This is a genomic window from Vibrio sp. SCSIO 43136, from assembly GCF_023716565.1.
Lineage (GTDB): Bacteria > Pseudomonadota > Gammaproteobacteria > Enterobacterales > Vibrionaceae > Vibrio.
The window spans coordinates 1,639,131-1,659,072 of sequence record NZ_CP071849.1 but is presented as its reverse complement, the minus strand read 5'-3'; the positions used below and the strand labels follow the sequence as shown (position 1 = coordinate 1,659,072).

The following is a 19,942-nucleotide window of genomic DNA, read 5'->3' as shown; positions in this document are numbered from 1 at the left end:
TATGTTTTTTTATGAAAAACCTGAATAGAAATGTTACTTACCAAATAGCTCGCATAGGGTAAGCGTATTTCTTTAGATGGGGAGTTTTTTATTAAACAATTGCAGCTAACTTTACACAAAACCTGGATGCCCTCTTTGCTATCTCATCATCCGTCAGCCCACCGTTTTTTCTGGATTGCTGATGCACAATCCAACGGTGGTTTTGCATGCAAACCAATTGGTCAAGATATTCTTTACAACCAAGTTAACTATTACCTAGCTGCACCATGAACCTATCAGCCCACTTATCTAGGTCAGCAGGGTCCAACAACCCTTTGTGCTTACATGATGGGTGGGAAACACCTTTGAAGTTACCAACGTCACAGATTTCTTCAAGGTAATCAGTAGGCCAAGAGATTGACTTCTTAACGATTCGAGTAGCAAGCTCCTTGATTTTCTCTTTCAAATCACCTTGGCTACTCAGTTGCAGCACCATCGTCGATAGTGAATCTTTGGCATCAGAGGTGTCGACTTCGATGATATGAAATACACCACCTTGGTAAGCAACCTCAACAATAGCAATACATCGAGGATTCGCATCGTCGGCTAACATATGCTTTTTGCAACGTGGAAGCTTGGGTAACTTCGCTAAGGGGAAACGTTTCATATAGAGTCCATCAAGTTTTTCTAGTCTATCCATCACATCAAAGAAGCAGTCAAACTTATTCTTATAGAGATCGGCGTCATCCGTTTCATCATTCAAAATGTCGTAATCGGCATCTGGGATAGTTCCTGTAATATCGCTGTCATTAGGGGATAAGGTCGAAGAAGCCTCCCCTGGCTCATCTTCATCTGGCTTACCACTCTTAGTGTCTTTGACCTTGTTAGTGGTCTTATTGGTCTTAAATGGGGTAACAAAAGAACACTGCACAGCATCCGTACCTAATGTCACTCGCTTTTCGTTTTGGTTGGCATCTTTTGTATCGTCAAGATCATGGTCTTCAGGACGTTCTGGACGCCATTTGTAAGTTCCACCTCCTTGAGCATAAATTTTTCGCTCAAACTTAGGATGATAGAAATCGATCTCTTCTGGCATTGAAGATGGCAAATTATCAATTCGTCTGACTTCCCAAACAAAAAAGCTATTCGTACTCCAATCATTCCACCCTGAAACTTGCAGCGTTGCCCCTGTAAGCCTTGGTGGTACAAATGAGAAGTCCCATTTTTGATATTGCCCTTGTTGGTAATGCTCGCTCATCATAGTTCGATGAATACTCTCAAATGACTCTCTAGCTTCAGGGTCCATGAGTATCCAACTTAGATAGCGTCTGCACTTCTCATCATTGTAGGCGTCAAGCGGGTAACTAGACGCTAGCGTAGCGTTTATCTGCCAATGACCATCTTGTTCTTTGATATTGAAATCTGATGATAGTCTGCCATGTTCAAGGCACACTCTCGACATGTAGTTATCGTGTAAGAACAGAACCCTGGCTAACTCAAACTGTGGCAGAAAAACTACGGCTCCATCTTTCAGTTCAATTTCAAAGCACCATTGCTCTTGGTTGCGCTCTTTTATCTTCATTGAGCCAAGCGCAGGACACTCATTTAACCGCTTTCTCATTTAACCGCTTTATCTTCCACTTTTGAGCGTCCTCAATTTTAAAGGTCAAAAGCTTACCTTTAGTGGTATCTTCCAGATTGGCACTTAAGGTTTTATGCCGACGAATCAATGGAGCACCTGAAATCCGTATAGAAGGACGCTCGACTTTTTGCGAAAAAGAAAGGTTAATTCCCCAGTAAACGTTATCCCTTTTCTTAAATAACGAACCGATGCCAAGCACTATGGCACTTTCGGGGATGTGCTTATAGTTGTAGTTACCCATATACCTTCCATCAATCCTTGTAGAAAACAGCGAGTCAATGGCATTAGACGTTCTTTACTCAAACCTGAGTTCCTGAGCAAACGCCACCGTTCAATTTGAATAGGTTGTAAATGTTGAGAAATATACTCATTGGTCAGTCGGCAGATCTGATATTGTGTGACTGATTCCGAGTACTTAAAAAGAAACTGTCGAGTGAGGGGCAGCTTGCGATACTTTCTTTCAGGCATCGCACCGATCCCCAACCTTGCGAGCAAATACGTAGCTGATAGCCGTGGAGAGAAATCATCCTGTTCATGCTCTCTAAATGTTTTGAATAAACGACGAACAAGCTTTTTATCCCTATTCGTCCAATTTACACGCTTATCCTCATAGCGAATCTCTCTTCGATATCGCTTGTTGATTTTCATAAGCCACTCATAATCATGTCGATACAGCCACATATACAAACCCTGTGAGCCATTCAACCTTGCTCGTTTGCTCCCATGAGCTTTGAGTAGAGTAAGCCATTGCAACCTTTTGCTTCGGTCCACCACGAGATCCAAGCTAACTTTTTGAGTAATCGGTTGATTCGTAGGATATTGCTTAACACTTTCAATAACCGCAGAGGCATCAGGCACTTTCCCAAAGAGGCTTGAAAGAACCACCAAGTGCTGTAGGAAACTGAACGACTTTCGATGTTTTCGCAGTATGCCCTTAGCCCAACAAGTTTCCATATCTGTTATCCAAAGATGGTTCGCAGATAGCCACCCTCGACTCCAATGAACACCTATAATCTCAGCCACCTCAAAGTGGTTAATATACGCTCCTCTATGGCAACCTGCTTGAACAGCTAAGTCACGGTAATAACAGCTCCATTGGTAAGCTGTAGGGGATGTGTTAAGTGCTATTCTTAATAATTGGTTAGCCCAATTAGCAACCCACAATGACTCTTTCTTCAACGATTCAATCGGATTGTCATCGCTCGATATGTTCGCAGGATAAAACTGATGCCGCTGTTCATGGTGAAGTGGTAATGCTGATTGAAGTAACGTTGTTTGGTGTTTCAGGCACCAAGTTACACCTGGTACTAGCCAATCTCTAGTCCAATACCTTTCACCATATTGGGTGCGTTGCTCCTCAAAGCACTTAGGACAATATTGAAGGTGCTGAGCCTGCTTCACAAGAGAGGCGACAATACCAAAAACAAGATGAATAACCCCTCTAGATTGCTCAGTCATCCACTCAATACCATCTTGTCGCTTCGCTTCACTGACAAAGGGAGCATAGATAGGAAAAAGCGTATGCTGATATATCAATGACAGCGTAGTTAGATTCAATGATGGTGGATAATGACCCGATATTTGAGATAAATGACTTGGTAAATCGACAGTTGGGATCACCTTTCTATCTTCAAAAACAGTTTCTAATAGTAACTTTGGTGAGGTTATACCTGCATGAACTCCCGCTCTTGCCACAACGCTATAAATCAGCTCTTCTGTGTAAGGAACGGGGAATCCAAGCATTTAATTCACTGCTCTCAAGTCGAGTATTTGCCCTCTTTCTTTGAGCGCACTGTAAAACGATTCTGTTTTGTTTAGCTGAGAATAAATAAAGCGTAAGTCATTACTCCCTAAGCTACCCCAATCTTTATGCTTAACCAATTCAACTTGCACTGCCTTTGGCTTTTTAAACTCCTGTAACTTCGATTCTTCATACCACTCAAGTATCAGTGGCATCATATCTCGTAATGTCAGCTTTGGCTGCTCTTCAAAGATGCGCTCAATCAGCGGCACTAAAAATTCAGATTGGCAATCCATTTGAACTAGCATGTTATAAAGACGCATAGCTTGTTCATTATTGCTAAACGGGAGTTCTGGCTCATCAGGCAGTTCACTAATCTTCTGATATAAAGTAAGTGCTTTCTTATCAAAATCAGATAAGTGAAGATCGGAGTACTTATTAATTGCTGTAGAGTCTTGCCTCCTCAAAGCATCAAGCATCGCATGTACCGGTTTTAGTTCGTCCTCATACACAGATTTCATTACATCGACCGTAATACGTTCTAGCTTTGTCGCAATTGCACGTAATTGAGCTAGCACAAATAGCTTCACTATGATATCTAGAACACCTTGAGATAATTCATACCAACAGTCTCGAACCTCATCACTAAGTACTTCATCTCGCTTATTAAGCCATTGATAGCGCCAAAGCTTATTAGTAAACGCAACCCATTCATTTCTAGCTCTTGGGTCTTTGGGGTACTGCCTCATAGGTGGCCATTCAAGAGAGCCAATACCCGTTGTTCTCCTTGCAGATTGGAGTTCAATCTCAAATAGTGGTCGAGCCTTGGGAGTGCCTACTAACACAACAGGAATCCCCACTGTATTAACTAGCTCAACGAAGAACTCTAGCATTTGCTCTCGACCTACAAATTTTTTGACTCTCAAGCGTTGAATTTCATCGATGACTAAAACGCCAATCGCCCGCTCATTTGCGACCTGTCCCATTAAGTTCAGTAAATTATCTTCCCCTAAAGTAGCCGTCCTATACTGCTTTAGATATGTAGTACCCAGTCGCCGATCGACTTCTCTGAAAAAATTCAAGCACAGACTTTTCTGAGAACCATTATTAGGACACTCAATTTTTAAGTAGCTCAGTTGATAAAAGTTGTGCTTTTCGTGATAAATAACTTGAGGGTAAGTAGCAAGGATGCGTCCCAAGGTTGAGCTTTTACCACTCCCAGAACACCCAATCAATGACAAGCAAGTAGCTGTTGTTAATACATTACTGAATCGCTGGCCTTCAGGATTACCAGCCATAATCCGCTCATAGCCTTCTTGTAAACGTTCATTTAATGATCCATCAGTTATGTTTCTGCTCACATAACCTCGACGTATCATTATCGATATTTTTTCTTCCAAGAGGACATGCTGAGAGAGGGGTTGAAAGAAATCATCGAGCAAAGAGGCAACCATATGTGCTCTTTTGCGTGGTTTAGCCCTTAAATTATCCAAAGAAAAATTAACCTTCCCCTCTAACCCCTCTTTGAGTTGCTTAATCTCCATAATCGGAGTTAAAGCTTCAATGAAAGGGTTTCCATCATATGATGGGTTGCCAGTGCTTCGATAAGAAGCTCTAACGTACTCTTGTGGTAAAGTCATTCATCATCCTCATTGTAGTGGCATAGTGAATTTGGCCACCTAATTAGAGGTGTTAAGATGCACCTCGTACACAACAGGTGGAACTATGACAAAACGTACGAGAAGAACTTTCAGTCCAGAATTCAAACTTGAAGCAGCTCAACTGGTTGTTGAACAAGGCTACTCCGTTGATGAAGCTGCCAAAGCTATGAATGTGAGCAAGTCAGCTATGGATAAGTGGGTAAGGCAACTCAAACAAGAACGGAAAGGCATTACCCCAAAGGCCTCACCGTTAACGCCAGAACAGATTGAAATTCGAGAGTTAAAGAAACGGATCGCTGAGCTTGAAGAGCACAATGAAATCATAAAAAAGGCTACAGCTCTGTTGATGTCGGACTCACTGAAAAATTCTCGATAATCGATCGACTCAAACAGAGCTACAGCATCACAACGCTTTGCAATGTCTTCGGCATCCATCGAAGTAGTTATAAGTATTGGAAGCGACGACCAAGAGCGATTCCTGTATTAGAAGTTCAAACTCGAGCGCTTGTACAAGAGGCTCATAGTGCTAGCAATGGCTTTGCTGGGGCTCGAACGATTGCTGGTATCGTAACTAATGCTGGCGTTAATTTGAGTCGCTATCGAGCAACTAAAATCATGAAAAAGCTTGTGATAGTGAGTCGACAGCTACCGAAGCACCGATATAAGAAACAGTCTCCCGAGCATGTGGAGATCCCGAATCACCTTGAGCGCCAGTTCGCTGTTACGGCTCCAAATCAGGTGTGGGTTGGTGATGTGACTTATGTCTGGACAGGAAACCGCTGGGCTTATCTAGCCGTTGTACTGGACTTGTTTGCTCGTAAACCAATTGGTTGGGCGATGTCTTTTTCGCCCGATAGTCAGTTGACGGCCAAAGCCTTAAAAATGGCTTATGAAAGCCGTGGCAAGCCGAAAGGAGTTATGTTCCATAGCGATCAGGGAACACATTACACGAGCCGTAAGTTCCGTCAGATTTTATGGCGTTATCAGATTAAACAAAGCTTATCGCGTAGAGGAAACTGTTGGGATAACAGCCCGATGGAACGCTTCTTCAGAAGCCTAAAAACAGAATGGGTGCCAGCTTGTGGCTATCGAAGCTTAACGGAAGCCTGGAACAGCATTGTTGGCTACATCATCAGATATTACAGCCAAGTCAGGCCGCATCAATACAATGGTGGTCTCACACCAAATGAGTCGGAAAGACTTTACTGGGAAACTTACAAAACTGTGGCCAATTTTAGTTGACCACTACACTCGGTTATAACTCTAATGATTGAAATTTTGAACTTTAGTAGGGCTAGATATAATTGCTTGATATCAATAGGCATTTCTTGGTTCATATCACATTGTTGCATAATGTAATTGTTGTTTATTTGTTTCTTATGTAAGATTTACTCCAAGTTTTGTTGCATATGTATCTAGCGTGCAATTGATGTATGTCAAATGAGAAAATATCCAAAAGTTATAGCTAACGAAGATACTACTTTTGGGGAGTATAGAGGCAAGGAATGTCGTTCAAAAAAATAGATTCATTCGCTTTATCGCATGATGATGAGAAGATTTACGCAGGGAATTTTGCTGGTGAGTTGCTGATAATTGATGCATCATCTTTTTCAATAGAGAAAAGGATTCAACTGCATATGGGCTCAATTCATGTTGTATCGATTCATGAATCACTGCCGTATGTTGCGACGTTGGGCAAAGACGGAACTATTTGCATATTGAAGGTGACAGATGGCAAGGTGTCACTTACCCATAAGATTGTTTCACGGAATATACGCCCTGAAGGTGATCAATTCGAAATGTCCGTGACTTCGACACAAGCATTAACTTTTCATCCTAATAAGCCCCAATTGGCAAGTGCAGGCGGTACTTCAGGTTTGTTTGAGGTGACTTTTTCTGATGAGACATATGAGGTTCTCCATTGCACTCGATTCCATGGAGGTTTCGACTTTATTACGGCACGCTATTGTGGGAGTGGTGACGAACTATTAACGTGTACTAACAGAGGGCATGTATATAAAACCGATGGCGATACATTAGTTGCCTGCTGGAACGTTGGACGTGAGCTTTCTAATCAAGCCCATCATTGGTTTGAGCATATCGAAAACAATGAGTTCTTTATTGCCAGTGATGGACGATGTGTTATTCGATTTGATTCAGTGACCGGAGCCTATACAGTTGGTGAGTTGTTTGCAATAGATCATATGGAGCATGTGACCAAGTGTAAAACCACGGGTAAAATATACGCTTCGGGGTTTTGTAAGCGGATATTTGAAATCAACCCTGAAGACTTATCGGTTGTTCGAGTGGTATTTAAAGCACCATTTAAATTTCGCTGGATTAAAGTGTTGAACGACAGCCCAGATATCATGATTGCACAGAGCAGAAATGGGATTTTATATAAGCTATCCGTTTCTACTGGTGAGGTTATTGACTTAATTAAGGAAACCCCATTTGCACTTTGGTCTGCAGATGCGATGAATAAAAGTATCTATATAGGTGGTGAAGGGGCAAAACTATTTCGATTAGACCCTGAATCGCTGAATGCCTTCGATAATAAGATAAATTTTTCCGTAACTAGTACAGAATTACCTATCAATCCAGACGACTACATTAAGCGACTGAGTTGTTGTGAAGCCACAAATGAAATAGCGCTTGGACTCTCAACAGGTCAACTCCTGATCATAGAAAACGATGAAATAAAGTTTAACGTGGACCTAGGCTCAAATATAAGAGATTTGGATTTTAGTTATGACGGAAAGCTCTACATTTGTTGTGAAGATGGCTCTATCTACCGGTTTGTTCAAGGCGATCTAAGTTTGCTACTCAAAAGAGATATGCCGGCTTGGGCACTGTCTATTTCCCCAAATGGACAATACCTTGCTGTTGCAGATCGAATTAAAAATGTGTTTATTTTCAACACGCTCAGTGATGAAGTTTTCCTTGTAACTGACTCCCATCGGTTTACTCAAAGAATAAATTGGGTCGATGATGAAACGTTTCTCGCATCAAATAGCAGTAAAGTGATTCGATACAAATTAGAAAATGGACTAAACCAAATAACCCATACTCTTATTTCCGACAATTGGACGAATACAGTAGAAGACTTCGCGTGGGATAAAAACAAAAATTACTTATTCACTATAAATTATACTAAACAAAGTGAAATATACGATTTAACAACATCAGAAAACGTAGCATCTTCATCGGCTAGTTTTGATTATCTAAAAGGTGTTTATTACTTAGAACCTGAACGATTTGGTATTGCGTATACAGGCGATTTCCTAACTTTCGGACGGGATGGAGTAATTAGTTACAATCGTATTCATGATGAAACGATTGTAGTGATAGATAGGCTCAATCTATTGAATACAGATCCAAGGATCAACTCTTCTAGGGTTGAGAGAACATAAACGACAACAAAGGAGACTTAACATGAAAGTACGCGGCGATATTTAATCACTAATTTTTGGCGACACTCGTTGTCGCCAAATTAGGAGGTATGATGATTGATACATATAAAAAAGCAATAAAGATCATTCCAATAAATACAATCAAACTTTTCTTTGGCCTCACCATTGTATTTCTGGGCTTAGCATTCAAGAATTTCTACAGTTTAATACTACTGGGATTGTTTGAATTAGACATTTCTACGATCGGTTATTTCCTGTCGATTATAGGATTTGGATCCTTGGTAGGTACAATGATTTCAGGCTATATCCTAAAATTCAGCGAGCCAATCAGAGCAATACAAATTGCTGTAGTATTGTGTATTGCGTCGACTAGCTTGGTGCTCAGTAGCTCTCATTATTACGCTGCTGTATTTGGTATGTTTGTTTTCAGTACTTTTGCTTCTGGGCTTCGCCCTGCGTTACAGACTTACCTGTCAGATCTGCAGAACGAGGAAATTAAGAAGACTGCATACAGTTTATATCGAGTTTTCATTAGTATAGGTAGTGCATTGGGATTAGTCATTTGTGGTGCTCTGGCTGATTTCAGTTACACATTAACCCTGTGGTTTGTCGTGGTGTGCTTCGGTTTATCCTTATTTTATTTCGTGACTCAAGATTTTTCATTTGAAAAGACCTCAAAGCCGAAAAAAGAAAAAGTGGAAACCAAATCAACATCACCTTTGAATCTAGAAATCTTAACGACAATTGTGTGCACCTTCTTGTTCTCGTTTTCTATGTTCCAGATTTACAGCTTCTTACCAATATATTTAGTGGAACACTTGGGATTATCGAAGTCGTTTTTTGGATCCCTTTCAATACTAAATTTATTTATTGTATTGTTTTTGCAGATGAAAATTACTGAGCTATTAGCCAATAGAAGCAATGAGTTTGGAATGATGTTGGGTGGTCTAGTGATGTTTTCATCTTTTGGTATTTTGTCTTTAGGCTTTTCTTCACAAATGAGCATCATTCTACAATACTCATTGTGGTCGATCAGCATTTGTATGTTCTATCCATCAGTGCTCACCAAGCTGTCTTCATTGGCCACTCAACACAATAAACCTTCATCAAGCTTAATGATTAAGCATCAGTTTACCATCGATATAACACTGATCGTAGGGCCTGTTATCAGTGGGTTTGTAATTTCTCAATTTAGTATGATTGGTCTTTGGTACGTATGCGGCCTCGCTTGTGTTATCTCTATTTTGCTGTGTTACAGCATACTAAAAGGAGTGGAGCAAAAAAAATCAGCAAAAGAAGCTGCTTAGTTTTTAGACTTAAATGGATTTATTTAATGGTTTATGAAAATTTTCTAATCAAAACAGATTACAACGAATTCGATTCTGACTTTAAAGAAATGGAACGCAAAGTCTTGGCATTATTTCCACTTCTCGAGCGTTTTAAGTATGAGTCAGTACGTACACCTGTTCGTCAAGTAGTTAGCGGATCTAGTGGACCCGCAATATATGCAAAAATGGAAAACGAGAGCGTTAGTGGCTCAGTAAAGGGAAGAACGGCATACTGCCTAATTATCAAAGCGATTGCCTTTAGCAATTATACAAAGGACTTCCATTTATTGGAGTATAGTGGTGGAAATCTGGCCATCGCTTTGTCAAAAATTTGCAAAGCTTTGAATATTAATAATACGTTGGTGGTCAGTTCTGCATTGCCTAAGAGTGAATTCACAAAGCTACAATTAAACGGCAGTGATGTTGTATTGGTGCAGTCGGAACGTGGTTTTTGGGGAGTAATGGAAGAAGCCTTTAGGATTCATGAAGAACACCCTGAGTATTTATTTACATACCAGCATCAGGAGCGCCTCAACACTGCATTTCATCAGGCAACAACGGCACAGGAAGTAATAGATGATCTTTCATTGGATCACAGCACTCCGATTAAGTTTGTTGCTTCAGCGGGTACAGGAGGCACTTTTGCAGGGTTCTATAACGCATTGTCTTCCAGCAATGTCCCCTGTGAGTATTGGCTCAATATGCCAGAGGAGCTGAAGTACAAAGATCCCCGTCCACCTAACAGTAGCCCTAAGTTTGGCGGCTCTGGCGGGCTTGGTTGTGGAAGAGGTCAACCTCTATTAGTCGATATTCCTATCACCGGTCAATACACTGCTTCCTATTCAGAAGCCATGGCAGCGAAGCGAGCATACTTTGAGTTGACTGGGGATCTCATAGGTTCATCTGCGGCAGCGAATTGGCTGACCTCCCTTAAAATCGCTTCTGATTGTGAGCCTGATGATACTGCGAGCAAGATACTCACGGTTTTCCCATGTGGAGGAACTCGAGAGGAAAACGAGAGCGCTTTAGGTAAAGAATATGATTTGGCTTACCAAGATATATTGAACAAATTTGAAATTAAGGTGTTGGAGAGTAACTACTAATGAAATTGTGTATTGTGAGTGGAAGCCATCGAGACGGCTCTCAAAGTGCCAAGTTGGCGGCTGAAATTGAGCGCAGTAGATATGTGGCAGATAAGTTTAAGAGTGTAGAAGTACTCGATCTTTATCAACTTAGTTTACCTTTATGGAATGAAGGTGTTTGGAGTAAAACGCCAGAGTGGGAAAAGTGGGAGGTCGTTGCTTCAACAGTAAGTCAAGCTGACGCGTTTATCTTCATCACACCCGAATGGGGTGGCATGGTACCACCAGGACTGAAAAATTTTCTATTGCTTTGTGGGCTTGAAGAAGTTGGACATAAACCGGCACTCATAGTGAGCATTTCTGCTAGTAAAGGGGGGACAAACCCCGTACATGAGTTGAGGGCGACGGCATATAAGAACAACCACATTTGCTTTATTCCAGACCATGTCATTTTAAGACACATCGACAGGGAGGCCAAAACGCTCATTGATGATACAAATGACGATATTTTTGACTATCACATTTCACTCCTCTCACATTACTCAAAGGCACTTCAAGGAGTGCGAGCCAGTGGCGTTGTGTGTAGTGAAAGATTTCGATACGGCATGTCTTAAGCAAAACAAATGGTCTTGATGTAAAAGAAGGACGATATAGAGCACTTCGGGGCGGGAGGTGAACGTAAACATGGCTAACTTTGCACTGCTTTTCTTCCCCCCAATAAATCATAGAGAGTTAAAGCATGAAAATTAGACAAAGTGTAGTCATACCGATCACAAACCAAAAAATACCAGCAACTTTTTATTCTTTTGATGCCTTTGACGCTTCAAATGAGCATCTATTAATTGTGGTTAAACCGAAAAACGGTAAGGGTACCGAAGAGCCTATCCTTCGAATTCACTCAGAGTGCCTGACTGGAGATGTCTTCCAATCGAGCCGTTGTGATTGTGGTCCACAACTATATGAAGCATTAGATCTCATTGCTAGAGAGGGCGGAATAATTGCGTATCTCAGACAAGAGGGCAGAGGCATTGGTCTCTACAACAAGCTTGAGGCTTATAAACTCCAAGATCAAGGTCATGACACTTACGATGCGAATAGACTATTGGGCTTTGGAAAGGACTTAAGGTCTTTCGACATGGTTGCAGGGATGTTAAAGGCGATTAACGTCAAAAAAGTCAGGCTCTTATCTAATAACCCTAAGAAACTTAAAGCGCTATCGTCCAACGGGATAGAGGTGACAAATCGCATTTCAACATCGGTTTTCATTACGTCTGAAAACAAAGAGTATCTTCAGGCTAAAGAACTAAAAGACAACCATATTTTTTCATCTCCTATCCCTCTAAATTAAAAAGGTTTTATATGTATCATACATCACCTCTTAGCGGTATCAGTGTTTCAAAAAATGGGTATTTGGCCAGTGCCGGATATGATAATCGAGTTATCCTGTGGGATGAAAATACTCATATACCGGTGGATGTTGGATTTCATGATCATTTGGCCAACCAAGTATGCTTTTCGAATAACAGCAAGTTATTGGCATCTTCGAGTAGTGACTACTCCGCCCGTATTTGGGATATACCGTCGATGAACTTACTCGCTGTATTACATCATGACGACGATGTTGAAGGAATCAGCTTTAGTCCAAATAATCAGCAGATCGCTACAGCCTCAAGAGACAAAAAAGTGCGAGTTTTCTCAGTTCAAGGAGCACTGATTCATGAGCTTTCTGGGCATGAAGAGGATGTCCTCACGGTCGAATGGTTATCAGATACCATTGTTGTCTCGTGTGGTGATGACAGTACTTTACGCTATTGGGATATAGAGAAAGGTACACTGCTTGATACTATATCACTTGGTGGGATGGAAACGGATACTTTATGTGTGACTTCTCAAGGTCAAATCGTCTCGGGAAATGATGATGGTGAATTGGTCTACTTTGAAAAAGATGGTAGCGAGATATCGCGCATCAAAGGCCATAAATCTGGGATCAAACGTTTAGTGTTGAATCAAAAAAGAATCATAAGTTTGAGTTACGATCGAACCTTCAAGATCTGGGAAATCTCCGAGGGTAAGATTCTACATCTGACGGAAGGCCAGATCCCTAATATTGTTTGGCCCCGCTCGTGTGCGTTTATCAATAATGATCAAGTAGCCTTCGTAACATTTGGTGACCGTTACGCCATCTACTCAATAGAGCATAAGAAGTGGGACACAGCGGCTATCAAGCCGACACATGGTATCAATGGCTTATACCCAACAAGTGATGGTTGCTACACGGTAGGAGACTCAGGGATCGTAAAGCTTGGTGATAGAGTGATCAATCAAGTCCCTTCACTGTGTAATTTCATTGTTTCTAAATATGGTATGGTAATTTGTGGTGGGCAAGATGGAGCAATCTACAATGCATTGACTTCGGAGGTCATTTATCAACATCATTCACCGCTGAATTGTTGCCAACTATTTGAATTTAAAGAAGATCGATATGCAGTCGTTGGGGCATATACCGGAGAATTGATTTTCTTAAAACTCAATGAACGCAATCAATTGGTCTATTGGTGTAGTTCGACCAATCACAGTAATGCGATCAAAGATGTCATTTTTGACAATGGAAAAATTTTTACAGTCTGTGCTGATACAACTGTCTTAGTTATGGAATGTGGAAAAGACCTAAAGTTATCACCAGTTTTGGAAGGTAGACATGAAAAAATCGTTAATGGTGCTACCGCTATTTCGGGTCAGTTCGTATCAATCAGCAGGGATTTGACCATGCGTTTTTGGGGGAGTTCACCTCAAGTTATCAAAACCCCCCATAAGAATTCAATTAAGTGTATTGCCTCAGATGGAGAGTCTTGGTTAGTCACTGGCGACTATCGAGGAACAGTTTGTTGTTATAGAGTAGTGGACCAATCATGGCATAAGCAGAAAATCAGTTCTTCGGGTATATCATCAGTGGCCTATGATGAATATCAATCCGTTTTCCTTGCGGCTTCTTACGATGGTAAAGTGCACACAATCAATCCTAACAATTTAGCGAAGGTGGGATAATGGATTTCAGATCAACAGGGCTGCTCATCAATGAGATGAATTCTCGGGAAGCTATGGGGCTCCCAGATTCCTTTGTGGACACAGAGCTCGACTGTTTAAGACAAGAATACGACGTATTGAAATCACTGACGCAAGACGAGCTACTGCTCATCATTGAAGGTCCTATGTCTCCGCCTGCAGTTCGCTATGCTGCAGGACTTATCTTAGCGTTAAAGGGGGATCCGAGAATTAACAGCTTGTGTCCACAAATGATCACTGTGGAGGGTGCCACCGTGAAGCTAGGATTGCCTTACGATAAGGTTGAACGTGTTGTTGAGAAATATCAACAATATGGTGTAATTAGGGATTGGATAGAAAAGGAATGTCCGGAACATGAAGTAGAGTTGACTACTTTTGGGATTGGAAAATACTGTGTAACGAATCAGGAATATTTAGAGTATCTCAAAGATACTGGGAATAAGTTACTTCCAACCTCTTGGGCATTTGGTGTATATCCCATGCATTTGTCTAATCACCCAGTCCACACAATATCAGCCGAGCAGGCTGATGCATATTGCGTTTGGTTGAGTGAAAAAACAGGTAGAGCTTTTCGCTTGCCAACCGAAGCTGAATGGGAGTATGCGGCAGGGGGACCTGATGGATTAGAGTATCCCTGGGGAGATCAATACTTGACAGGCAAAGCCAACACTGTCGAAGAAGGTTTGCTGCGCACTACACCAATTGGCATGTATGCTAGTGGAGCTTCACCGTTTGGAGTTATGGACATGTCGGGTAATGTGGAAGAATACACGTCATCTGAATATGTACCGTATCCAAATGGGGTGATGATTGAAGATGATTTATTGATTTCAGAAGGTCAATATCGTGTTGCCAGAGGTGGTAGTTTTACTCGATTTAAGGACTTAGCAAGAACACGACGTCGGCATGGATGGTACAAGAAAGATATTTATGTTATGGGATTTCGATTGGCTGAGAGTCTTTAGGGATGGAAGGCCTCGGATATTTAAGTGATAGAGTTTCAATTTCTTCCATTGGAGTTCAAATTGAAAAGGGTTGTCAAATTCTAGCTGTCGGTAAATTCGATGGCTTTCAGAATCCGGTGTTCTCTTGTAGTGGTCAACAAAAATTGACCACAGCTTTAGAAGTTTCCCAATATAATAGCTCTGATTCATTGAGCATTAAACCACCACTGGATTGATACTTACTTCGCCTGTTGGCATATCGATAATGGTACTCCTTTAGGAAATTATTCTGAATGTTGAGTATATAGGTAACAGGGCAGATCTTGTCTTTTGACAATCATTACTTATCGTAAGGAAAACCTGTAATAACAACGTGTTAATTAACAATGTCGCTAACTTAAAATGGGGCAAAAATTCGCTAGAGAAAACAGCAAAAAGGCAGCGAGATCGAATCTTCGCTGCCTTTTGAGTATGATACTTTATTCCTTAGTATGATACTTTAATACTCAGTATGAAACTTTATTACTCTTGTACAAAACGAGCAAGCACCCGTCACCAATTACTCCACTGTTACCGCTTTAGCAAGGTTACGTGGCTGGTCAACATCCGTACCTTTAATCAGTGCTACGTAGTAAGAAAGTAGCTGCATTGGGATGGTGTAGTAGATAGCGGCTGTGATTTCGCTTACATGTGGCAGAGTGATGATCTTCATGGTCTCATCGGCTTCAAAGCCTGCGTCTGCATCGGCGAATACGTAAAGTAGGCCGCCACGTGCACGTACTTCTTCAACGTTTGATTTCAGCTTCTCTAGTAGGTCGTTGCTTGGTGCTACTACTACCACTGGCATGTCTGCATCGATAAGCGCTAGTGGGCCATGTTTAAGCTCACCTGCTGCGTATGCTTCAGCGTGGATGTAAGAGATCTCTTTTAGTTTTAGAGACGCTTCCATTGCGATTGGGTAGAACTCGCCACGGCCTAAGAATAGGGTGTGGTGTTTGTCAGCGAAATCTGGTGCTAGGGCTTCGATTTCTTTTTCGAAAGATAGTGCAGATTCGATCTGCTTAGGTAGAGCGTGCAGTGCTTCTACGATCTCTTTTTCTTTCTCTTTACTGATGCGATCTTGCTCTTTACCCATTGCTGTTACCAGCATCAGTAGCGCAGAAAGCTGAGTGGTGAATGCTTTCGTTGAAGCAACGCCAATCTCTACACCTGCGCGAGTCATGAAGGCAAAATCAGACTCACGAACCAGCGAAGAACCAGCCACGTTACAGATGGTCATTGCCGCCATGTAGCCTTTCTCTTTCGCTAGACGAAGTGCTGCTAGCGTATCCGCAGTTTCACCTGACTGAGATAGAGTGATCAGTAGGCTGTTTGGACGAGTCACAAACTTGCGGTAGCGGAACTCTGATGCGATTTCTACGTCACAGCTTACGCCTGCGATGTCTTCAAACCAGTAGCGTGCTGTCATACCTGCGTTGTATGAAGTACCACACGCAACGATTTGAACATGCTCAACTTTACCTAGGATTTCAGCAGCGTTAACACCGATAGCATCTGTGATCACAGAGTCTGCTGTGATGCGGCCTTCCATAGTGTTGATAAGCGCCGTTGGTTGCTCGTAGATCTCTTTTTGCATGAAGTGGCGGTATTGGCCTTTGTCACCCGCATCGTGTTCAGCGTTTGATTCGGTGATTTCACGCTCAACACGCTCGCCAGTTTCATCAAATACTGTCACTTCACGACGAGTGATTTCTGCTACGTCGCCTTCTTCTAGGTACATAAAGCGGCGAGTAACGTTTAGCAGGGCGAGTTGGTCAGAAGCAAGGAAGTTCTCACCCACACCGAAACCAATACAGATTGGGCTTCCAGAGCGAGCTACCACGATACGAGAGGGATCTTTACGGTCAAGCGCAACCGTACCGTAAGCACCTTCTAGCTGTTTCGCTGTTTTTTGAACTGCTTCTAGTAGCGTTTCTGAAGTGCGAAGTTCCCACTCAACCATGTGAGCGATAACTTCAGTATCTGTTTGTGAGGTGAATACGTAGCCACGAGATTGAAGCAGCTCACGCAGCTCTTCGTGGTTTTCGATGATGCCGTTGTGAACTACTGCAATATCACCAGACATGTGTGGGTGGGCGTTCGCTTCTGATGGTTCACCGTGAGTTGCCCAACGTGTGTGTGCGATACCTGTGCCACCTACAACGTTTGCTTCGTCTACTGCGTCTGCCAGCTCTTGAACTTTGCCAAGGCGACGAACACGAGTCAGGTTGGTTTCGCTATCCACCACTGCTACACCCGCTGAGTCGTATCCGCGGTATTCTAAGCGGCGAAGGCCTTCAACCAAAATTTCAGCAACGTCTCGTTGTGCTACAGCACCTACGATTCCACACATGGGTATACTCCTTAATTGTTTTGTTCTTCCCTAGCCATCTTTTCATTTAAGGCAGCAAGCAAAGGCCTTATCGGATGGGAAGTAAATATGAAACTGTCTTAGTATTCTATATTAGGCGCAAATCACGCTTACGCCATGTTGTTCAATTTGGGCTTTATGCTCAGGGTCAAGTTGTTGGTCGGTGACCAATACATCGATTTGTTCCCAAGCCAGCTCTAGATTTGGGATCTTGCGACCAACTTTGTCTGACTCGATCATGACGATCACTTCACGCGACACTTCTGCCATGACTTTGCTTAGGCCAAGTAACTCATTAAAAGAGGTGGTACCCCGCATGAGATCTACGCCATCAGCACCGATAAATAGTTGGTCAAAGTCGTAGGCGCGCAACACAGATTCGGCCACTTTGCCTTGGAAAGACTCAGAATGGGTATCCCAAGTTCCGCCCGTCATGAGCAGGGTTGGTTCACTTTCCAGTTCATTAAGTGCATTAGCGACATTGAGCGAGTTGGTCATGACTACCAAACCACGTTTGTCGTTAAGCTGCTGGATAAGCGCCGCTGTGGTGCTGCCACTGTCGATGACGATGCGGTTGTGGTCACGAATAAGCGCTGCTGCTGCTTTCGCAAGATTAACCTTTCGGTTTGAAACTTTTCCGCCAATATCTTCGTTAAAGACTTCGGTCGGGATGGCCACCGCACCACCGTAACGACGCAGCAATTGGCCGTTGTTTTCAAGCGATGCGAGATCTTTGCGAATGGTCACTTCTGAGGTTTCAAACTTTTGTGCTAGCTCGTCGACGCTCACTTCGCCTAGTTCGTTGACTAGGTTAGAAATCGCCAATCTTCTCAGTTGTGTGTTTCGTTTTGCCATCAGTGCTTCTGTTTAAGTTTCGATTTGAAAGTGATTATGGGTTAGTCGAAACATTATGTCCAATTTTTTCTTGAAGTAATTGAAGGTAAATTGAAGGAAAGTTTCGTTTTGAAAGGAAGCGGTAAGAGTTGTTCGCTTTAGCTGCCATGCGCTAGGCTTACCGATATTGTTTTTGTGTTTGGAATAGCGGATTGATCCCTACTGATAAGAGCCTACTTATGAAAAGAACAGTAAGATTTCTCATAGCCCCTTTAATTGCTACCGCCAGTTTGGTGGGGTGCAATACTAGTCAATCCGATAGCAAGGAGCGTGAGGTATCTGATAGTACCCAGTTGTCTGCGGAGACGCTGGCTTTAGGGATTACTTCGGTGCCGCCCCAGCTCACTCATACTTATAGTAAAGCGTTGAAGTTCGATCGTTACACCAAGGTCACTGCACCCAACGGAGAAGCAATTCACATTGTTTCGCAAGATGGGTTGTCAGATAACCAAATCGTGCGTGCTCGCTCGATATTGCAGCATTACTTGAAAGACTATCCGGGCTCTATGTATGGAGCCGATAAGTCTGAGGTGGCCAACAAGATGGCAGATAACGGAGCGATACTCTTACTGCTTAACGGTAAAGACGATGGCTCCAACCCTGCGGCGGAGTTAAATGGACAGCCTCTCTACCACGATGAAATTCAGGTGGAAGGCGGTGATTGGTACATCCAACAAAACTATGAACATAGAGATGCCTCTTTTGAAGAGATTTTGCATTTGGTGCACGACACTGGCATTGGTATAGATCAAGGTGGAACCGCAGGTGCTTTGCCAGCTTATCAAGCCCAAATCAGACGGGCTCAAGTCGTCGCACTGTCTAATAATCTTTGGGGGATCGGTGAAGAGAATCAAGCTTGGATAGCAGAGCTTAGCGAGGAGAACAGCCTAACTCAGGAATATCTGGCCTCGGTTATCGACGCCTATTACGGTCTGTGGGGCGCATGGAGTGAAAGCAATACCCATAGTATGTGGGGCATTTATGTGGCGAAAACTCGGGCAGAGATTTCGTCAGAGGATCGACTCGGCGCTGAGCTAATGGACCATAAGTTCTTCCATCCTTACCTCACCTATAACGCTCGCATTGATGCGAGTTTTAACGGTGACTTTAGCCTCAAGTACGACTCAGACAAGCCTTACACCCACCATTCCCAATACTTGAAAGACGTAACCCTTACTGGTGCAAACAATTCGAATGTGATCGTGAATCAGTATGACAACCACATTACGGGAAACAGCGGGGTGAATAAGGTGTTCTTCTCAGGAAAAGCCTCAGAATATTCCATCACTACAAGCGACGATGGTCAAACCACGGTGGTAGATGGAGTCGATAAGCGTGATGGGAGGAATGTGTTGGTGGGTGTTGAGCAATTAGGGTTTATTGATTCGGTTGTTTCTTTGTAGAGATGAGGAAGGAAGAACGTATCTTGTTTTTTTGAGGAAGTAGATTACTCGTAGAATTGTCAAAGCTAATCCATTGGATTACAGTTTTACTCATGCACACAATCGTCGAATTGCCGGAATATAAAAAGCGAGTAGAGAAGCTTCTTTCTGATGAGGAGAATAAGCAGATCATTACTTATCTAGCAGAACACCCCAAATCAGGGGGGTATTGATGCAAGGTACAGGAGGCGTTCGAAAGCTGAGATGGGCAAAGGATGGTAGTGGCAAAAGTGGTGGTGTTAGAATCATTTATTATTAACACAGTGATGATATTCCTTTGTTCATGCTTTCTCTTTTCGGTAAAAATGAAAAGGCGAATTTGACTAAAGCGGAATGTAATATT

The 19,942-nt window shown here is 42.4% G+C and carries 15 protein-coding genes; 9 read left to right on the top strand and 6 right to left on the bottom strand.

The genetic code is table 11. The features are described 5' to 3' along the window. Nucleotides 1-244: 244 nt before the first annotated feature. From J4N39_RS23085 to J4N39_RS22310, 4 genes are read right to left on the bottom strand one after another with little or no spacing between them, the layout of a single operon-like run. Complete coding sequence (locus tag J4N39_RS23085) at nucleotides 245-1,600, bottom strand: Tn7-like element transposition protein TnsE (RefSeq protein ID WP_503064122.1); 1,356 nt, start codon at nucleotides 1,598-1,600, stop codon at nucleotides 245-247. After that, nucleotides 1,581-1,862, bottom strand: a complete 282-nt coding sequence (locus J4N39_RS22320; protein WP_252025088.1) for a hypothetical protein — start codon at nucleotides 1,860-1,862, stop codon at nucleotides 1,581-1,583. Before J4N39_RS22320 ends, J4N39_RS23085 begins: the two co-directional genes overlap by 20 nt. Next, nucleotides 1,820-3,364 carry a TnsD family Tn7-like transposition protein gene (locus J4N39_RS22315; protein WP_252025086.1) on the bottom strand — a complete coding sequence of 515 codons (1,545 nt, stop codon included), beginning with the start codon at nucleotides 3,362-3,364 and terminating at the stop codon, nucleotides 1,820-1,822. Before J4N39_RS22315 ends, J4N39_RS22320 begins: the two co-directional genes overlap by 43 nt. After that, a complete protein-coding gene (locus tag J4N39_RS22310; protein ID WP_252025084.1) occupies nucleotides 3,365-5,002 on the bottom strand; it encodes an AAA family ATPase in 1,638 nt (545 codons plus the stop codon). A gap of 85 nt (nucleotides 5,003-5,087) precedes the next feature. Here J4N39_RS22310 and J4N39_RS22305 point away from each other — a divergent pair. The 8 genes from J4N39_RS22305 (at nucleotide 5,088) to J4N39_RS22270 (ending at nucleotide 14,874) form a co-directional block, all read left to right on the top strand. Beyond that, nucleotides 5,088-6,265 (top strand): IS3 family transposase gene (locus tag J4N39_RS22305; RefSeq protein ID WP_252025082.1). Its coding sequence is split into 2 segments (ribosomal slippage): nucleotides 5,088-5,355 and nucleotides 5,355-6,265, totalling 1,179 coding nucleotides; the frame shifts between segments, so codons are not numbered across the junction. A 263-nt stretch (nucleotides 6,266-6,528) separates the two neighbouring features. Continuing rightward, entirely contained in the window at nucleotides 6,529-8,436 is a 1,908-nt protein-coding gene (locus J4N39_RS22300) for a WD40 repeat domain-containing protein (RefSeq protein WP_252025080.1), read from the top strand. An 89-nt stretch (nucleotides 8,437-8,525) separates the two neighbouring features. Then, complete coding sequence (locus J4N39_RS22295; protein ID WP_252025078.1) at nucleotides 8,526-9,743, top strand: MFS transporter; 1,218 nt, start codon at nucleotides 8,526-8,528, stop codon at nucleotides 9,741-9,743. Nucleotides 9,744-9,769: 26 nt separating this feature from the next. Beyond that, nucleotides 9,770-10,867, top strand: coding sequence for a pyridoxal-phosphate dependent enzyme (locus tag J4N39_RS22290; RefSeq protein ID WP_252025076.1), 1,098 nt, complete (start codon nucleotides 9,770-9,772; stop codon nucleotides 10,865-10,867). After that, nucleotides 10,867-11,460, top strand: coding sequence for an NADPH-dependent FMN reductase (locus J4N39_RS22285; protein ID WP_252025074.1), 594 nt, complete (start codon nucleotides 10,867-10,869; stop codon nucleotides 11,458-11,460). The genes J4N39_RS22290 and J4N39_RS22285 overlap by 1 nt, the downstream gene beginning before the upstream one ends. A 125-nt stretch (nucleotides 11,461-11,585) precedes the next feature. Next, complete coding sequence (gene ribA, locus J4N39_RS22280; protein ID WP_252025072.1) at nucleotides 11,586-12,194, top strand: GTP cyclohydrolase II RibA; 609 nt, start codon at nucleotides 11,586-11,588, stop codon at nucleotides 12,192-12,194. An 11-nt stretch (nucleotides 12,195-12,205) separates the two neighbouring features. Next, on the top strand, nucleotides 12,206-13,891 hold the full coding sequence (locus J4N39_RS22275; protein WP_252025070.1) for a WD40 repeat domain-containing protein: 1,686 nt from the start codon (nucleotides 12,206-12,208) through the stop codon (nucleotides 13,889-13,891). Beyond that, complete coding sequence (locus tag J4N39_RS22270) at nucleotides 13,891-14,874, top strand: formylglycine-generating enzyme family protein (protein ID WP_252025068.1); 984 nt, start codon at nucleotides 13,891-13,893, stop codon at nucleotides 14,872-14,874. Before J4N39_RS22275 ends, J4N39_RS22270 begins: the two co-directional genes overlap by 1 nt. Before the next feature lie 538 nt (nucleotides 14,875-15,412). On the opposite strand, the gene glmS is transcribed toward J4N39_RS22270, so the two are convergent. Together glmS and J4N39_RS22260 are read right to left on the bottom strand one after the other, a co-directional pair. Then, complete coding sequence (glmS, locus tag J4N39_RS22265; protein WP_252025066.1) at nucleotides 15,413-17,245, bottom strand: glutamine--fructose-6-phosphate transaminase (isomerizing); 1,833 nt, start codon at nucleotides 17,243-17,245, stop codon at nucleotides 15,413-15,415. 111 nt (nucleotides 17,246-17,356) lie between these two features. Continuing rightward, a complete protein-coding gene (locus tag J4N39_RS22260; protein ID WP_252025064.1) occupies nucleotides 17,357-18,118 on the bottom strand; it encodes a DeoR/GlpR family DNA-binding transcription regulator in 762 nt (253 codons plus the stop codon). A 218-nt stretch (nucleotides 18,119-18,336) separates the two neighbouring features. On the opposite strand from J4N39_RS22260, the gene J4N39_RS22255 reads away from it, so the two are divergent. Further along, nucleotides 18,337-19,560 carry a hypothetical protein gene (locus J4N39_RS22255; RefSeq protein ID WP_252025062.1) on the top strand — a complete coding sequence of 408 codons (1,224 nt, stop codon included), beginning with the start codon at nucleotides 18,337-18,339 and terminating at the stop codon, nucleotides 19,558-19,560. The last annotated feature ends 382 nt before the right edge of the window (nucleotides 19,561-19,942 follow it).

Excerpts from the sequence above, each read along its gene's own strand:
- J4N39_RS22285 (WP_252025074.1), top strand. The coding sequence starts at position 10,867 with ATGAAATTGTGTATTGTGAGTGGAAGCCATCGAGACGGCTCTCAAAGT.
- J4N39_RS22260 (WP_252025064.1), bottom strand. The coding sequence starts at position 18,118 with ATGGCAAAACGAAACACACAACTGAGAAGATTGGCGATTTCTAACCTA.
- J4N39_RS22320 (WP_252025088.1), bottom strand. The coding sequence starts at position 1,862 with ATGGGTAACTACAACTATAAGCACATCCCCGAAAGTGCCATAGTGCTT.
- ribA (WP_252025072.1), top strand. The coding sequence starts at position 11,586 with ATGAAAATTAGACAAAGTGTAGTCATACCGATCACAAACCAAAAAATA.
- J4N39_RS22310 (WP_252025084.1), bottom strand. The coding sequence starts at position 5,002 with ATGACTTTACCACAAGAGTACGTTAGAGCTTCTTATCGAAGCACTGGC.
- J4N39_RS23085 (WP_503064122.1), bottom strand. The coding sequence starts at position 1,600 with ATGAGAAAGCGGTTAAATGAGTGTCCTGCGCTTGGCTCAATGAAGATA.
- J4N39_RS22295 (WP_252025078.1), top strand. The coding sequence starts at position 8,526 with ATGATGATTGATACATATAAAAAAGCAATAAAGATCATTCCAATAAAT.
- glmS (WP_252025066.1), bottom strand. The coding sequence starts at position 17,245 with ATGTGTGGAATCGTAGGTGCTGTAGCACAACGAGACGTTGCTGAAATT.
- J4N39_RS22270 (WP_252025068.1), top strand. The coding sequence starts at position 13,891 with ATGGATTTCAGATCAACAGGGCTGCTCATCAATGAGATGAATTCTCGG.
- J4N39_RS22275 (WP_252025070.1), top strand. The coding sequence starts at position 12,206 with ATGTATCATACATCACCTCTTAGCGGTATCAGTGTTTCAAAAAATGGG.
- J4N39_RS22315 (WP_252025086.1), bottom strand. The coding sequence starts at position 3,364 with ATGCTTGGATTCCCCGTTCCTTACACAGAAGAGCTGATTTATAGCGTT.
- J4N39_RS22290 (WP_252025076.1), top strand. The coding sequence starts at position 9,770 with ATGGTTTATGAAAATTTTCTAATCAAAACAGATTACAACGAATTCGAT.
- J4N39_RS22300 (WP_252025080.1), top strand. The coding sequence starts at position 6,529 with ATGTCGTTCAAAAAAATAGATTCATTCGCTTTATCGCATGATGATGAG.
- J4N39_RS22255 (WP_252025062.1), top strand. The coding sequence starts at position 18,337 with ATGAAAAGAACAGTAAGATTTCTCATAGCCCCTTTAATTGCTACCGCC.